The 13,760-nt window shown below is 64.0% G+C and carries 9 protein-coding genes; all 9 read left to right on the forward strand.

What is annotated here, in order from left to right:
- Nucleotides 1-4: 4 nt before the first annotated feature.
- The 9 genes from KVH01_RS05665 (at nucleotide 5) to tagQ (ending at nucleotide 13,737) form a co-directional block, all read left to right on the forward strand.
- Entirely contained in the window at nucleotides 5-1,294 is a 1,290-nt protein-coding gene (locus KVH01_RS05665; RefSeq protein WP_217880733.1) for a DotU family type VI secretion system protein, read from the forward strand.
- Nucleotides 1,291-4,791, forward strand: a complete 3,501-nt coding sequence (gene tssM / locus KVH01_RS05670) for a type VI secretion system membrane subunit TssM (RefSeq protein WP_217880734.1) — start codon at nucleotides 1,291-1,293, stop codon at nucleotides 4,789-4,791. The genes KVH01_RS05665 and tssM overlap by 4 nt, the downstream gene beginning before the upstream one ends.
- Nucleotides 4,788-5,441 (forward strand): type VI secretion system-associated protein TagF, encoded by a 654-nt coding sequence (gene tagF / locus KVH01_RS05675; protein WP_217880735.1) that lies wholly within the window; start codon nucleotides 4,788-4,790, stop codon nucleotides 5,439-5,441. The genes tssM and tagF overlap by 4 nt, the downstream gene beginning before the upstream one ends.
- On the forward strand, nucleotides 5,442-6,161 hold the full coding sequence (locus KVH01_RS05680) for a PP2C family protein-serine/threonine phosphatase (RefSeq protein WP_043048092.1): 720 nt from the start codon (nucleotides 5,442-5,444) through the stop codon (nucleotides 6,159-6,161).
- Entirely contained in the window at nucleotides 6,158-9,136 is a 2,979-nt protein-coding gene (locus KVH01_RS05685) for a serine/threonine-protein kinase (protein WP_217880736.1), read from the forward strand. The genes KVH01_RS05680 and KVH01_RS05685 overlap by 4 nt, the downstream gene beginning before the upstream one ends.
- The gene (locus KVH01_RS05690) at nucleotides 9,136-9,840 is read left to right on the forward strand and encodes an ABC transporter ATP-binding protein (RefSeq protein ID WP_217880737.1); all 705 of its coding nucleotides are present in this window, start codon (nucleotides 9,136-9,138) and stop codon (nucleotides 9,838-9,840) included. Before KVH01_RS05685 ends, KVH01_RS05690 begins: the two co-directional genes overlap by 1 nt.
- On the forward strand, nucleotides 9,840-11,024 hold the full coding sequence (locus KVH01_RS05695) for an FtsX-like permease family protein (RefSeq protein WP_217880738.1): 1,185 nt from the start codon (nucleotides 9,840-9,842) through the stop codon (nucleotides 11,022-11,024). The genes KVH01_RS05690 and KVH01_RS05695 overlap by 1 nt, the downstream gene beginning before the upstream one ends.
- On the forward strand, nucleotides 11,017-12,729 hold the full coding sequence (locus KVH01_RS05700; RefSeq protein ID WP_217880739.1) for a formylglycine-generating enzyme family protein: 1,713 nt from the start codon (nucleotides 11,017-11,019) through the stop codon (nucleotides 12,727-12,729). The genes KVH01_RS05695 and KVH01_RS05700 overlap by 8 nt, the downstream gene beginning before the upstream one ends.
- 84 nt (nucleotides 12,730-12,813) lie before the next feature.
- Nucleotides 12,814-13,737, forward strand: coding sequence for a type VI secretion system-associated lipoprotein TagQ (gene tagQ, locus KVH01_RS05705; RefSeq protein WP_124379954.1), 924 nt, complete (start codon nucleotides 12,814-12,816; stop codon nucleotides 13,735-13,737).
- The last annotated feature ends 23 nt before the right edge of the window (nucleotides 13,738-13,760 follow it).

The raw sequence follows: 13,760 nt of genomic DNA on the forward strand, positions 1-13,760 counted from the left end.
CGCGATGCATCCCAATGATGATGACCGCACCCAGTTCATGCCGCGCCCGGGAGGCCGTGCGCCAGAACCTGCACGTGCAGAGCCGGCACCTTTGTCGATGCCGGCCGCGCCGATTCTTACCGGCAAAAGCCAAGGCCTGAACCCGCTGGAAAGCGCCGCCGGCCCGCTGTTGGCACTGCTGACGCGGCTGCGCAACACCATCGCTCACCCGGCGCCAGCCAGCCTGCGTGCGCAGCTGCTGGCCTACCTGCGCCAGTTCGAAGAGCGCGCCGAAGCCGCCGGCGTAGCGCGCAATGAAGTGCTGCTGGCCCGTTACGCGCTGTGCACTGCATTGGACGAAGCGGTACTGAGTACACCGTGGGGCAGCACCAGCGATTGGGGTAAACAAAGCCTGCTGATCACCGTGCACAACGAAGCCTGGGGCGGTGAAAAGGTCTTCCAGCTGCTCGACCACTGCCTGCAAAGCCCACGGGAACGCCTGTACCTGCTGGAGCTGCTGTACCTGTGCATGTGCCTGGGTTTCGAAGGCCGCTACCGCGTGATGACCGATGGGCGCAGCCAATTGGAAGCCTTGCGCGAGCGCACCGCCGCCGCGATTCGCAGTGCCCGTGGCGAACACGAGCGTGAGCTGTCGCCGCACTGGCGCGGCGTGACCGTGGCCCGTGACCGCCTGGCGCAATTCATGCCGCCGTGGATCGCCGTGGCGATTGGCCTGGCGCTATTGCTGGTGTTGCTGTTCGGCCTGCGCATGAAGCTGGCCTCGGATGCCGAGCCGGTATTCAAGAATATCCATGCCCTGGGTGAGATCCCGGTGCAGGCCATCGACCGTCCGGTGGCGCAACCGAAAGTCATCGAGCGGCCGCGCCTGGCCGGCTTCCTGGCCGAAGACATCAAGGCAGGTCGCGTGGCCGTGGAAGACAAGGTGGACCGCTCGGTGGTGACCATTCGTGGCGATGAGCTGTTCGCGTCCGCCAGCTCCAGCATCGTCGATGCCTACCAGCCGCTGATGCTGCGTATCGCTGACGCCATTCGCAAGGTCAAGGGCCAGGTGCGCGTCACCGGCCACAGCGATAACCGCCCGATTGCCACGTTGCGCTTTCCGTCGAACTGGGCGCTGTCCGAAGCCCGGGCCAAGTCGGTGCTGGAGATCCTCGCGGCCAAGACCGGCCAGGGTGATCGCTTCAGCGCCGAAGGCCGTAGCGACACCGAGCCGTTGGCGACCAACAGCACTGCCGAAGGCCGTGCCCGCAATCGTCGGGTTGAAATCACCGTATTGGCGGAGGGCGTCGAGTGAAGGCGTTTTTCAGTTTCATGATTCGCTGGGTGATCCCCGTGCTGGGCCTGATTGCCCTGAGCCTGATCATCTGGTTTGTCGGGCCGTTGCTCGATGTGCTGATGCCCGAGGGTCGACGTTGGGCGCTGATCATCGTGGTATTTGCGCTGTGGGTCGCCTACCGCGTGTTCCGCATCATCCAGGCCCGCCGCCAGGCCGCCGAAGTGATGCGCAGCCTGGCCGCCGAAACCCCAGCCGACCCCAACAGCGTCGCCACTGCCGAAGAATTGTCGACCCTGCGCCAGCGCATGGACGAAGCCCTGATGCTGCTGAAAAAAGCCAAGCTTGGTGGCGATGAGCGGCGCAACCTCTACGAGCTGCCATGGTACGTGATCATCGGCCCGCCGGGTTCGGGCAAGACCACCGCGTTGGTCAATTCCGGGCTGCATTTTCCGCTGGCGGCACAATTGGGTGCCGGTGCGGTGCGCGGCGTCGGCGGCACGCGCAACTGCGACTGGTGGTTTACCGATCAAGCGGTATTGCTCGACACCGCTGGCCGCTACACCACCCAGGACAGCAACTCCACGGTGGACAAAGCCGCGTGGCTGGGCTTCCTCGACCTGCTGAAAAAGCAGCGCTCGCGCCGGCCCATCGACGGTGCGTTTATCGCCATCAGCCTGTCGGATCTGCTGTTGGGTACAGACGCCGAGCGCGCTGCCCATGCCGCCGCAATACGCCTGCGCATCCAGGAGCTGTACACCCAGCTGGGCGTGCGTTTCCCGATCTACCTGATGCTCACCAAGCTCGACCTGGTGCCGGGCTTCATGGAGTTCTTCGACAACCTGAGCAAGGAAGAGCGCGCCCAGGTGTGGGGCATGACCTTTGCCCTGGACGACGGCAAGAATAGCGACAGCCCCTTGGCGCACCTGCAAAGTGAATTTGCCGGGCTGGAGCGGCGCCTCAATGAACGCTTGGTCGAGCGCCTGCAACAGGAACGCGACCCGGCGCGGCGCGACCTGATCTACGGTTTCCCGCAGCAGTTCGGCGCATTGAAGGACTGTCTGCAAAGCTTCCTCGAAGGTGTGTTCAAACCCAACGCCTTTGAAGAGCGCGTGTTGCTGCGCGGTGTGTATTTCACCAGCGGCACCCAGGAAGGCAGCCCGATTGACCGCTTGATCGGTGCCATGGCCCAGAGCATGAACCTGGATCGCCAGCACCTGGCGCGCCAGAGCGGCACCGGGCGCAGTTACTTCATCGAAAAACTCTTCACCGCCGTGGCCTTCGCCGAGCGTGGCTTGGTGGGGGTGAACCCGAAAGTCGAACGGCGCCGCAAGTGGATCGCCCGTGGCGTACTGGCCGCCACCGTCGCCTTGGTCGTAGTGGTCGGCAGCTTATGGTGGGTGAGTTATCGCGCCAATCAGGCGTACATCACCCAGGTCGACCAGAAGGTCGCGCCCCTGGGGCAGACGGTACAAAACCTGAGCCCGGCACAACGGGAAGTGCTTGCCGTGCTGCCGTTGCTCAATGCGGTCAAGAACCTGGCGGGGGACTCGCCAAGCTGGTCCGAAGGGCTGGGTCTGTATCAAGGCGATATGCTCGAAGCCGAGTCCGCCAGCGTCTATCGCAAGTTGTTGATCGCCGTGTTCGCGCCGCGCCTGGTGACGCGTATCGAAGAGCAACTGCACGGCGGCGGTAACTCTGACTTCCTCTATGAGGGCCTCAAGGCTTACCTGATGTTCGCCGACACCGAGCATTACGACCCGGACTTTATCAAGGCCTGGATCGCCCTGGACTGGGACCGCAACCTGCCCCGCGACCTGCCGGCCGACCAGCGCCAGGCCCTGGCCGGACACTTGCAGGCACTGTTCGAACGGCACCCGCCGAGTGCGCGCCTGGACCCGCGCCTTATTGATGACCTGCGCCGCCAGTTGCAGCAACTGCCGGTGGCGCAGCGTGTATATGACCGGGTCAAGCGCCAGAAACTGCCGGAAGGTATCCCGGACTTTCGCCTCAACGAAGCCGCTGGCCGTGATGCCGCGCTGGTGTTCAGCCGCAAAAGCGGCAAACCCTTGGGTGAGCCGCTGAGTGGGTTCTTCACCGCCAAGGGCTATCGTCAGGCGTTCCTGCTGAGCAGCCTGAACCAGACCGGCACCCTGGCCGAGGAGCAGTGGGTGTTGGGCCATGAACAGGCCGATCAGCAGAACGTGGTGAGCCTGGCCGCTGATGTGCGCCGCCTGTATTTCCAGGACTACCAGCGCCAGTGGGATGCGCTGCTCGCCGACATCGACTTCGTGCCGATCACCAGCGTGGCCCAGGCTGCCGACGTATTGCGGGTGATTTCCGGGCCGACCTCGCCACTGAAAAAACTGTTGGTGGCGGTGGCCAAGGAAACCGATCTGCAAACCGAAGAACGTCAATTGGCCGCCAAAGGTGTGCCGGTGGAGGGCGGCGTCGACAAACTCAAGGAGCGCCTCGGCAGTTTGCTCGGCCAGGAACAACCCACGGCGAATGCCCCGGTGGTTGCGGATGATCCAGTGACCGCGCACTTTGCCGAACTCAACAGCACCGTCAGTAAAAACGAAGGCGAGCCGGCCGCCATCGACGGCCTGCTTTCGGATATGAATGCGCTGTATGTGCAAGTCAGCGCCATGGTCGGCGCCAGCGGCGATGCGCTGCTCGGCGAGGCCAAGAACCAGGCAGCGGCTGCGGCCACGCGGGTCAGCCTGAATGCCGAGCGCCAGCCGCCGCTGGTGCAGGGCATGGTCAAGTCGGTGGTCAATTCCACCACCAACAGCATGATGGGCGGGGTGCGCAACCAGTTGAACGCGGCCTGGGTCAGCGAGGTGGTCAACGTGTATCGCCAGTCGTTGGCGGGGCGTTACCCGATGTCGCCGGGCAGTGCACGGGACGCCACCCTGGATGACTTCGGCCAGTTCTTCGGCGTGGGCGGGGTGATGGATAACTACTTCCGCAAATACCTGCAGCCCTATGTGGATACATCGGCACAGACCTGGCGCTGGCAGCCGGGCGCGGCGCAGAAGCTGGGGATTGCCCCGGGCGTGCTGCAAACCTTCCAGCGAGCGGCGACTATCCGTGATGCGTTCTTTAGATCCGGGGGCACCCAGCCGATCGTGCGTTTCGAGCTCAAGCCGGTGTCGATGGACCCGACCATCACCCAGTTCCTGCTCGATCTGGACGGCCAGCAATTGAGCTACGACCACGGCCCGAGCCGCCCGGTGGCGATGCAATGGCCGAACCCCGGCAGCATTGGCGTGGTGCGCATTTCCATCATGCCACCGTCGGCCAGTGGTCGCTCCGGCATCACCCTGGACGGCCCATGGGCCTGGTTCCGCCTGCTGGAGCAATCGGATCTTACCGCCGGCAACTCGCCGGATCGCTTCAACCTGCGCTTGCGCGTCGACGGCGCGAGCATCGCCTACGAATTGCGTGCCAACAGTGCCTTCAACCCGTTCAAGAGCCGGGTGCTCAGCGGCTTCAGCCTGCCGGAGCGGCTATGACGACCCTGGGTTTCTACGGCAAGGTGGCCAGCCGCGGGGACTTTGTCAGCCGCGCCTTGCCCCAGAGTTTTATCGGCCCCTGGGACAGCTGGCTGGCGGCGGGTTTGCTCGCCAGCCAGAACCGCCTGGGTGGCGACTGGCTCAACGCGTATCTGGTCAGCCCGTTGTGGCGTTTTGTCCTGGCGCCGGGCGTATGCGGACCCGACGCGGCGGCGGGCGTGGTGATGCCGAGCATTGATCGGGTCGGGCGGTATTTTCCGTTGGCGGTGGTTACCTTGCTGGATCACGACACCAACCCCGCGTCCCTGGTGGGCGGCCCTGACACTTGGTTCGAGCAGGCCGAAGCGCTATTGCTCGGTACCTTGGACAGCGGCGCCACCTTCGAAAGCTTCAACGCTGGCCTCGATACCCTGGGCGTGCCGGCGACTGAGCCGCGTGCAGTGGACAGCCGTTTCGCCAGCCTGCAACGGGTGGCAGCCAGCGAGCCCCATCAGCGCATGACCGCACTGGCCGAACAGGCGTGCGAGGGCGCGAGCCTGTGGTGGGGCCGGGGTTCGCAGCATATTTCCCCAGGTTTATTACGGTGCCAGGGCTTACCTGCCGCCAACGACTTTGCGCAGTTTTTGCTCGGAAAAGAAGGTGTGGTGTAGATGGGGGCAACGTACAAATCTGCGAGCAAAAGCCATGTGGGCATGGTTCGCCAAGTCAATGAAGATGCCTGTCTGGACCTGCCGGAAAATCGTCTGTGGGTGGTGGCCGATGGCATGGGCGGGCATGCGGCGGGGGACTATGTCAGCAGCTTGATCGTCGACAGCCTGCGCAACGTACCGGCTGGCCGTTCCCTCGATGAATACGCGGCGGCGCTGCGCAACGACTTGCTGCGCATCAACACCGCTGTGCGTGAAGAAACCGCCAACCGTGGTGTGACCATGATGGGTAGCACCGTGGTGGTGTTTGCTGCACGCGGCTTGCGCGGTGTATGCCTGTGGGCCGGCGACAGTCGCCTGTATCGCCTGCGCGACGGTGTGCTGGAAAGCATTTCCCGCGACCACAGCTACGTCCAGGATTTGCAAGACAGCGGCTTGCTCAGTGAAGCCGACGCCCGCACACATCCACGCTCCAATATCGTCACCCGCGCTGTCGGCGTGGAAGCCCAGTTGGATGTCGCCTCGGTGGACCTGTTGATCGCCCCCGGCGACAGCTACCTGTTGTGCAGCGATGGACTGAACAAGACCGTCGAAGACCATGAAATCCGCGAGGTGCTCAGCCATGACGCGCCGGATGAAATCGTGCGCAGCCTGGTGCACCTGGGGCTCAATCGCGGCGCACCGGACAACATCACCGCCATTGTCGTGAAGGCCTCGTCATGAACATCGTCATTCCGGGTTACGACATCGAAGGCGAGATCGGCGAAGGCGCCATGGCCAGCGTGTACCTGGCAACCCAGCGCTCCCTGGAACGCAAAGTGGCGTTGAAGGTGATGGCGGCGGCGCTGGCGGCCGACCCGACGTTCTGCGAACGCTTCCTGCGCGAGGGCAAGACCCTGGCGCGCTTGTCGCACCCGCACACGGTGACCATCCATGACATCGGCAACGTCGGTGAGCTGTATTACATGGCCATGGAATACCTGCCCAACGGCACGCTCAAGGAGCGCATCGCCGCCGGCCTGACGCCGGAGCAGGGCGTGACGCTGATCCGCCAGATTGCCTCGGCGCTGGGTTATGCCCATGCCCAAGGCCTGGTGCACCGCGACGTCAAGCCGGCGAACATCCTGTTTCGCGCCGACGGCACCGCAGTGCTCTCGGACTTTGGCATCGCCAAGTCACTGGACGACCGCACCCAATTCACCCAGGCCGGGTTTGCCGTGGGCACGCCGAGCTACATGAGCCCGGAGCAGGCGCGTGGCCAGGAGATCGATGGTCGCGCCGACCTCTATGCGTTGGGCGTGGTGTTATACGAAATCCTCGTCGGCAAGCTGCCCTACAGCGGCACCGATGCGCTCTCTACCGCACTGGCGCACCTGACCGAGCCGTTGCCGGAGCTGCCGGTGCACCACGGGCGTTATCAGGGCGTGCTGCGCAAGTTGCTGGCCAAGGACCCGGCGGAGCGCTTCCCGAATGCGGCGGCGTTGCTGGAGGCACTGGAGCAACTGCCGGCGGACTCGGCAGAAGCCACCTTGGTGCGGCCGCTGCCGATTCCATTAAGTTTTGACCTGGCGGGCATGACGCCCGTCACCATCGACATTCCGACCGATAAACCACAGCCGCAGCCGATAGTGCGCCAGCCGGTGGTGACGCCGACGCAGCACAACGCACCGTCCGAGCAGCGCCGTGGGCCGGTGTTGGCATTGGCTGCCGTGGCGGTCGCGGTGGCCCTGGCCATTGGGGGCGCCAGTTACTGGTGGTTGAGTGGCAGCGATGAGCCGGCTCAGCCGCCGGCTGCCGTCGTGCCGAAAGTGACACCACCCGTGGCCGCCGCTGAAGTGGACGGTGGCCAGCGACCCTTGCTGATGGCGGGTAAGAAAACTCTATTCCAGCGCGTGCTCAGCAAGCCCGGCGCCAAGCTTTCCACCGACGCTGGCAGTGTGCCTGGCAAAGCCTTGCCAGCGTTCTCGGTGCTCTACGTGTACCAGCGCAAGGACGTCGATGGCAGTTCGTGGGTGCGCGTCGGCGCGGCCACCGATGGCCGCAGCGACGGATGGCTGCCGGCCTCCCAGGTCAGCGACTGGAAACAAAGCCTGGTGCTCAAGTTCACCGAGCGCTCGGGTCGCGCGCCGGTGATGTTCCTGCGTCAATCCGCCGAAGTTGAAAAGCTGCTGGCCGATCCTGCCGCGGCGAAAAGCGTGCTGGCCAAGGCCCAGAACAACCCTGAAGACAACCAGCAAGTCCTGGCCCTGGAACCCACCGCCAGCGCGGTGCCGCAGGACCAGTTCTACCTGCTGCCAATCTTCGATTCCAAAGAGAGCTTCGACGAGAACGGCCAGCCGGTGCAGTTGCTCAATATCGCCTCCATCGACCCGGGCAGCAGCGCGCAGGCCAAACCGGCCACGCCGGTGATCAGCGCCAACGCCGACGCCTTCCGCACCGCCGTGGTGCTGGTGGTGGACACCACCGTGTCGATGCAGCCGTATATCGATCAGGTGCGCGATGTGGTTCACGAACTGCAAACCCGCATTGCCGAACGCGGCGAGCTGGACAGTGTCAGCTTCGGCCTGGTGGGTTTCCGCAGCAGCATCAAGAAAACCCCGGGCCTGGAATATGTCGCCAAAACCCTGATCAGCCTCGACCAAGGCCGCGACCCGCAACGCTTCCTCGACATGGCGCGTCAGGTCAAGGCTTCGACTGTCTCCAGCCACTCTTTCAACGAAGACGCGTTTGCCGGCGTGATGCAGGCGGTGGACGGCATGGATTGGTCGGGCTACGGCGGCCGCATCATTCTGCTGGTCACCGACGCGGGTGCGCTGCGCAAGAACGACCCGTTCGCCGCCACCCAGATGAACGAAGCCGAAGTGCGCCAGGCGGCGCTGGGCAAGCAGATCAAGATCTATGCGCTGCACCTGCGCACCGACGCCGGCAAGAAAACCCACGCCGGCGCCGAGAGCCAATACCGCATCCTTACCGCCGACGCCAACCCGCAGATCGGCGACCTCTATACGCCGGTGCCGGGTGGCGATGTGCGCAAGCTGGGCGAGCGTGTGGATGAGATCGGTACGGTGTTTGCCAACCTGGTGCATCAGGTGCGCAGTAACACGCCACAACCGGTGCCGCTGCTGAGTTCGGCGCCAAGCCTGGCGGACAAATCCGCAGCCGTCGGTTATGCCATGCACATGGATTTCCTCGGGCGCAAAACCGCCAGCCAGGCGCCGCAACTGGTCAGCGCCTGGACCGCCGACCGCGACCTGACCAACCCGACGCTGCCGGCGTTCCAGGTGTGCGTGATGCTGACCAAGCTGCAACTCAACGACCTGCAGCAGTCGCTGAAGTTGATCGTGGATGCGGCGCGCAAGACTCAAAGCTCACCCAAGGACTTTTTCCAGGAAATCGCCAGCGCTTCGGCCTATATGAGCCGCGACCCGCAAGCCCTGCGCAAGGGCGGCAACCTGGCCGACGGCGGTTTGCTCGGCGAATACCTCGAGGGCCTGCCGTATCGCAGCAAGTCGCTGAACATGACCCAGGATTTGTGGTTGTCGTTGAGCGTGGCCGAGCAGGAAGACTTTATCGACGAGCTGGATTCGAAGATCCGCCTGTATGAAACCTTCCATAACGACGTGGCCAACTGGGTCCGTTTCGGCGATGCCGAACCGGGCGATGCGTTGTACCGCGTGCCGCTGTCGACGCTGCCGTGATGCTGAGCCTGAACGCGGTGCACAAGAGCCGGGGTGTCGGCAGCCAGCGCTATAGCCTGGTGATTGCGGCGCTGCACCTGGGCGCAGGTGAACAACTGGCGATTGTCGGGCCCAGCGGTTGCGGCAAAAGCACTTTGCTGGACCTGCTGGCGCTGGTCCTGGCGCCGGATCAGGCCGGGCAGTTTGACTTCAACCAGCAGGACATCGGCGCGCTGTGGCGTGCCGACCGGCAATCCGAACTGGCTGCATTGCGCAGTCAGCATCTGGGCTACGTGCCGCAAACCGGTGGCTTGCTGGGGTTTCTCGATGTGCGCGGCAATATCGCCTTGTCCCGGCAATTGCTGGGTTTGAAAGACGACGGCCGCGTGGCGCGCCTGGCCGAGCAGTTGCAGATCAGCGACCAGTTGGGTAAGCGCCCGGCCGCGTTATCGGTGGGCCAGCGCCAGCGTGTGAGCTGTGCCCGGGCCTTGGCCCATGCACCGCAACTGGTGCTGGCGGATGAGCCGACTGCGTCCCTCGACCCGCTCAACGCCGAGCGTGTGATGCAGGCGTTGCTGGCCCAGGCCCGCGAACACCGTACGGCCTGTGTGATCGCCACCCACGACGAACCCCTGGCCCGTGCCAGTGGCTTGCAGGTGCGGCGTATCAGTTGCCGTCGCGATGCTGACGGCGGCGTTACCGCGACCCTCGGGGAGGTGTGCTGATGCGCATCGGCCTGATCACATCGCTCGCCTGGCAGGACTACCGCAACGATCGCTGGCTGTCGGCCTGTTCGGTGCTGGCGCTGGTGGCGGTTATCGCGCCGTTGCTGGTGTTATTCGGCCTGAAATTTGGACTGGTCAGCAGTTTGACCGAACGCTTGGAGACTGACCCCGCCACCCGTGAAATCATCCCGTTGGGGGGTGGACGATTCAGCGCGGCGTTTATCGAGCAGCTGGGGCAGCGCAGCGATGTGGCGTTTGCCCTGCCACGTACCCGGCAGATCGCAGCAACCGCCCAGGTGGGCACGCTGACCCTGGAAATGCTGCCGACCGCCCCGGGTGATCCGTTGTTGGCCGGCTTGCCGATACCCCACGGCCTCGACCAGATCGTGCTGAGCCATACCGCTGCTGAAAAGCTCGCGGCCAGGCCTGGCGACTGGTTGGAAACCAGTTTTGCGCGGCAGGTGGTCGGGCAGGTCCAAGCCCAGCACACGCGGTTGCAGGTATTGGCCGTGTTGCCGCTGGAAGCGTTCGCCCGTGACGGTTTGTTTGCAGGCCTAGGCCTGTTGGAAGCGGCGGAAGATTACCGCGATGGCCGTGCAGTAGCGGCGTTGGGCTGGGCGGGTGATGCGGTGGGGTTGAGCGAGCAGCGAGTGTATCCGGCGTTTCGCTTGTATGCGCGCAGCCTCGCGGATGTAGAGCCGTTGCGGGTGTTCTTCACCGGGCAGAATCTGCTGGTGTCGACCCAGGCGAACACCATCGCCCAGGTGCAATCGTTGAGCCGCAACCTGTCGATTGTGTTCTGGATCATCGCCGGGTTGGCCTTGGCCGGTGCATTTGCGGCGATCTTCGCCGCAACCCTCGCGGCGGTTGCGCGCAAGCGCCGGGAATTATCGGTGTTGCGTCTGCTGGGGTTTTCCACCGGGGCGCTGTTGTTGTTTGTGCTGCTGCAGGCGCTGTACAGCGCGGGCTTTGCCGCCGTGCTCAGTGGTGGGCTGTATGGCCTGGCCGAGGCCGCGCTGAATAAGCTTTTTGTGCAGGTGCCGGGCGAATACGCCAGCCACCTGTTGGCGCGTCATTACGGCCTGGCCCTGGCTGCTGTGCTCGGCGTCAGCGCCGTGGCGGCTGCCAGTGGTGGTTGGCGGGTGGCGCGTATCCAGGCTTCTGAGGGAATCAGAGATGTATAAGTTATTGGGCGCCTGTGTGGCGCTGAGCCTGGCCTCGCTGGCCTGGGCGGATGAGGCAAGTGACAAGCTCGACAACCCCAAGCCATTGCCCGATGACGTCAGCCTGCCGCTGCCCTGCGACGGCAACATGGTGTTCCGCTACGCCTATGTATTGGCCCAGGGCACCCTGGATGACCGCGAGATCAGCCTCGGCTACCCCTTTGCCGAAGGCGAGGCCGGTTATCAGCAGTCGTTTATTTCCGGCTATCGCCGCGACTTCATCAATGGCCAGTTCACCCTCAAGGACTTGCCCAAGGACTGGAATAAAGTCATTGCGCCGCTGATGCCGAAGACCGACGCCAAGACCCCGCTCAAGCCCATGCTGTATTTCATCGGCAAATACGAAGTGACCGCGCGCCAGTACGCCCAGGTGATGGCCCAGGCGCAGTCCCTGGCCAGCGGCGAGCCGGCCCCGGCCTGTGACGCGCCTGCCGGTATGGCCGGGCGTTTACCCAAGGTGAAGCTGTCGCGCTTTGAAGCCGAGCGGTTTTCGGCGGTGTACAGCGCCTGGCTGATGAAATACCACCGTGAATTGCTGCCGGTGAGTGGGCGCGGTTCGTCGGCCGAAGACGGCGGCCTGGGCTTTGTACGCCTGCCCACCGAAGTGGAATGGGAGTACGCCGCGCGCGGTGCCCAGGCGGTCAGCCGCCAGGACCTGGAAGGGCGCCTGTACCCACGCCGCGCAGAGGGCAGCGAAAGCGATGGCCCCTTGGCCGACTACGCAGTGTTCAACCAGGTGGCCGGCGGCACTGGTCAGGCAGCACGACTGATGCCCATCGGCACCAAGTTGCCCAACCCCATCGGCCTGTTCGACGTGATCGGCAACGCTGCGGAAATGGTCCAGGAATCCTTCCAGCTGGTGCATGCCGGCCGGCGCCAGGGCACCTATGGCGGCTTTGTAGTCAAGGGCGGCAACTACCTGGAAGGCGAGGGCACGCTGTTTACCGGCATGCGCCGAGAGTATCCGTTGTTCGCCGCCGACGGCACCGAACAAAGCAACGAGACCACCGGCTTTCGCGTGGCGATCGGCGCGTTGTCGGCGCCGCGCTCGCGCTACAAGGAATTGTTTGCCCAATGGCAGAAGGAAGGTCGTTTGGCGTCACTGACCGACGCCATCGACGATACCCAGGACCCGACCAAGCGCCTGGACAGCATCATCGCCGCCAGCGTCGACCCCAAGCTGCAAGCCGAACTGGGCCTGGTCAACGAAGAACTCAAGCGCAACGTTTCGCTGATCGCCCAGCAACGTGAAGAAGCGGCGGGCAACCTGATCCAGTCGGCGGCGTTGGTGGCCGAGACCATCAGCAATTACAACATCCGCCTGGCCAACCTGCAGAAGAGTCGCCAGCAGGCTGTGGACAGCAAGGACGAGGCCAGTGCGCAGCTGTTCGCCACGGCCATTACCAATGGACGCAGCGCTCTCGACGGCGCGGTGGCTATCTATATCGACAACCTGGCCACCGGCACGCGCTATACCGATGCGGTGATCCAGGCGCAGTTTCAACGAATCAAGGAAGAGTTGGATCGCAAGCCAGTGCTCGGCAAGAGTCTGGTGACGCGCGCGACACTGTTCGTTCGCCATGTCGGCAACTACCGCAAGCAACAGCGGGCCGACCCGGCAACGATCTTGAAGGAATTGCTCGCAGCGAGCGGTCAGCGGTCTTGATCGTTGGCTGTCTAGCGAGCTTGGAAGGGACTCAGGCGGCGGTGGGCCGTGCTGGGCAAGTCAAACTTAATAGAGATCACACCTATGCTTTTTTCCCGTAAGGCGGTTTCCAAGCGTCACCTGCTGCTGATCGCAGCCGGTTTCAGCACCGTGTTGACTGGTTGCGCTACGTCGCCTGCGTCCAAGGTCGCGTCGAGCACCAAGGTCGAGTACTACCCCAACTGCTACGAGCCGGTGCAGCACCTGCGCGCTACCGATTCGAACATGACCAAGTCGGTGGTAACCGGTGCCGCCATCGGCGCGGCCGGCGGTGCCTTGCTGGGCGCCTTGACCGGCGACAAGGAAAAGCGTGGCCGTAACGCCGCCATCGGCGCTGCGGGCGGCGCCCTGGCTGGCGGCGCGGCGGGCTACTACACCGAGCGTCAAAAGCAGATCGCCGATGACAACCAGCGCATTGCCTCCTATGCCGCTGATGTGAACAAAAGCGTCTCCGACATCGACCGCAGCACCGCCTACGCCAAGGCCTCGCAACAGTGCTACCAGAGCGCGTTCACCAAGCTGGTGGCCGACCGCAAGGCCAAGACCGTCAACGACACCGAAGGCCGCAAGCGCCTGGCGGAAATCGTTGCGGGCCTGAAGGAATCCAATGACCTGATCGTTGCGGTCAACGGCAAAGCCAGCGAAGACCTGAACAACTACACCCAGGCCTACGAAAAAGACCTGCAACAAGTCGGCGTACAGCGTGCCGACGTGGTCACCGTGGCCCAGGCCGATGCAGCCCCCGTTGTGACGTCGACGAAGAAGAAAGGCGGCACCAAGCCACCGAAAAAGCCGGTGCTGCCAACCGTGCCGAAAGAAGCGGTCACCACCGAGAAAACCTTCCAGACAGCCCAGGCCAAGCAGGCTGAAAGCAAGCAGGTTGCCAATGCAGGTGATTCGCAGCTCAAGCTCAACTGCACCAACCCGAACCTGGTCGACTGGGCGCCGGTGCCTTGCCCTAACGTCTAAGCACTTGTTGCTATAAGCGTTAA

Source organism: Pseudomonas khavaziana (genome assembly GCF_019145205.1).
In the GTDB taxonomy this organism is placed as follows: Bacteria; Pseudomonadota; Gammaproteobacteria; order Pseudomonadales; family Pseudomonadaceae; genus Aquipseudomonas; species Aquipseudomonas khavaziana.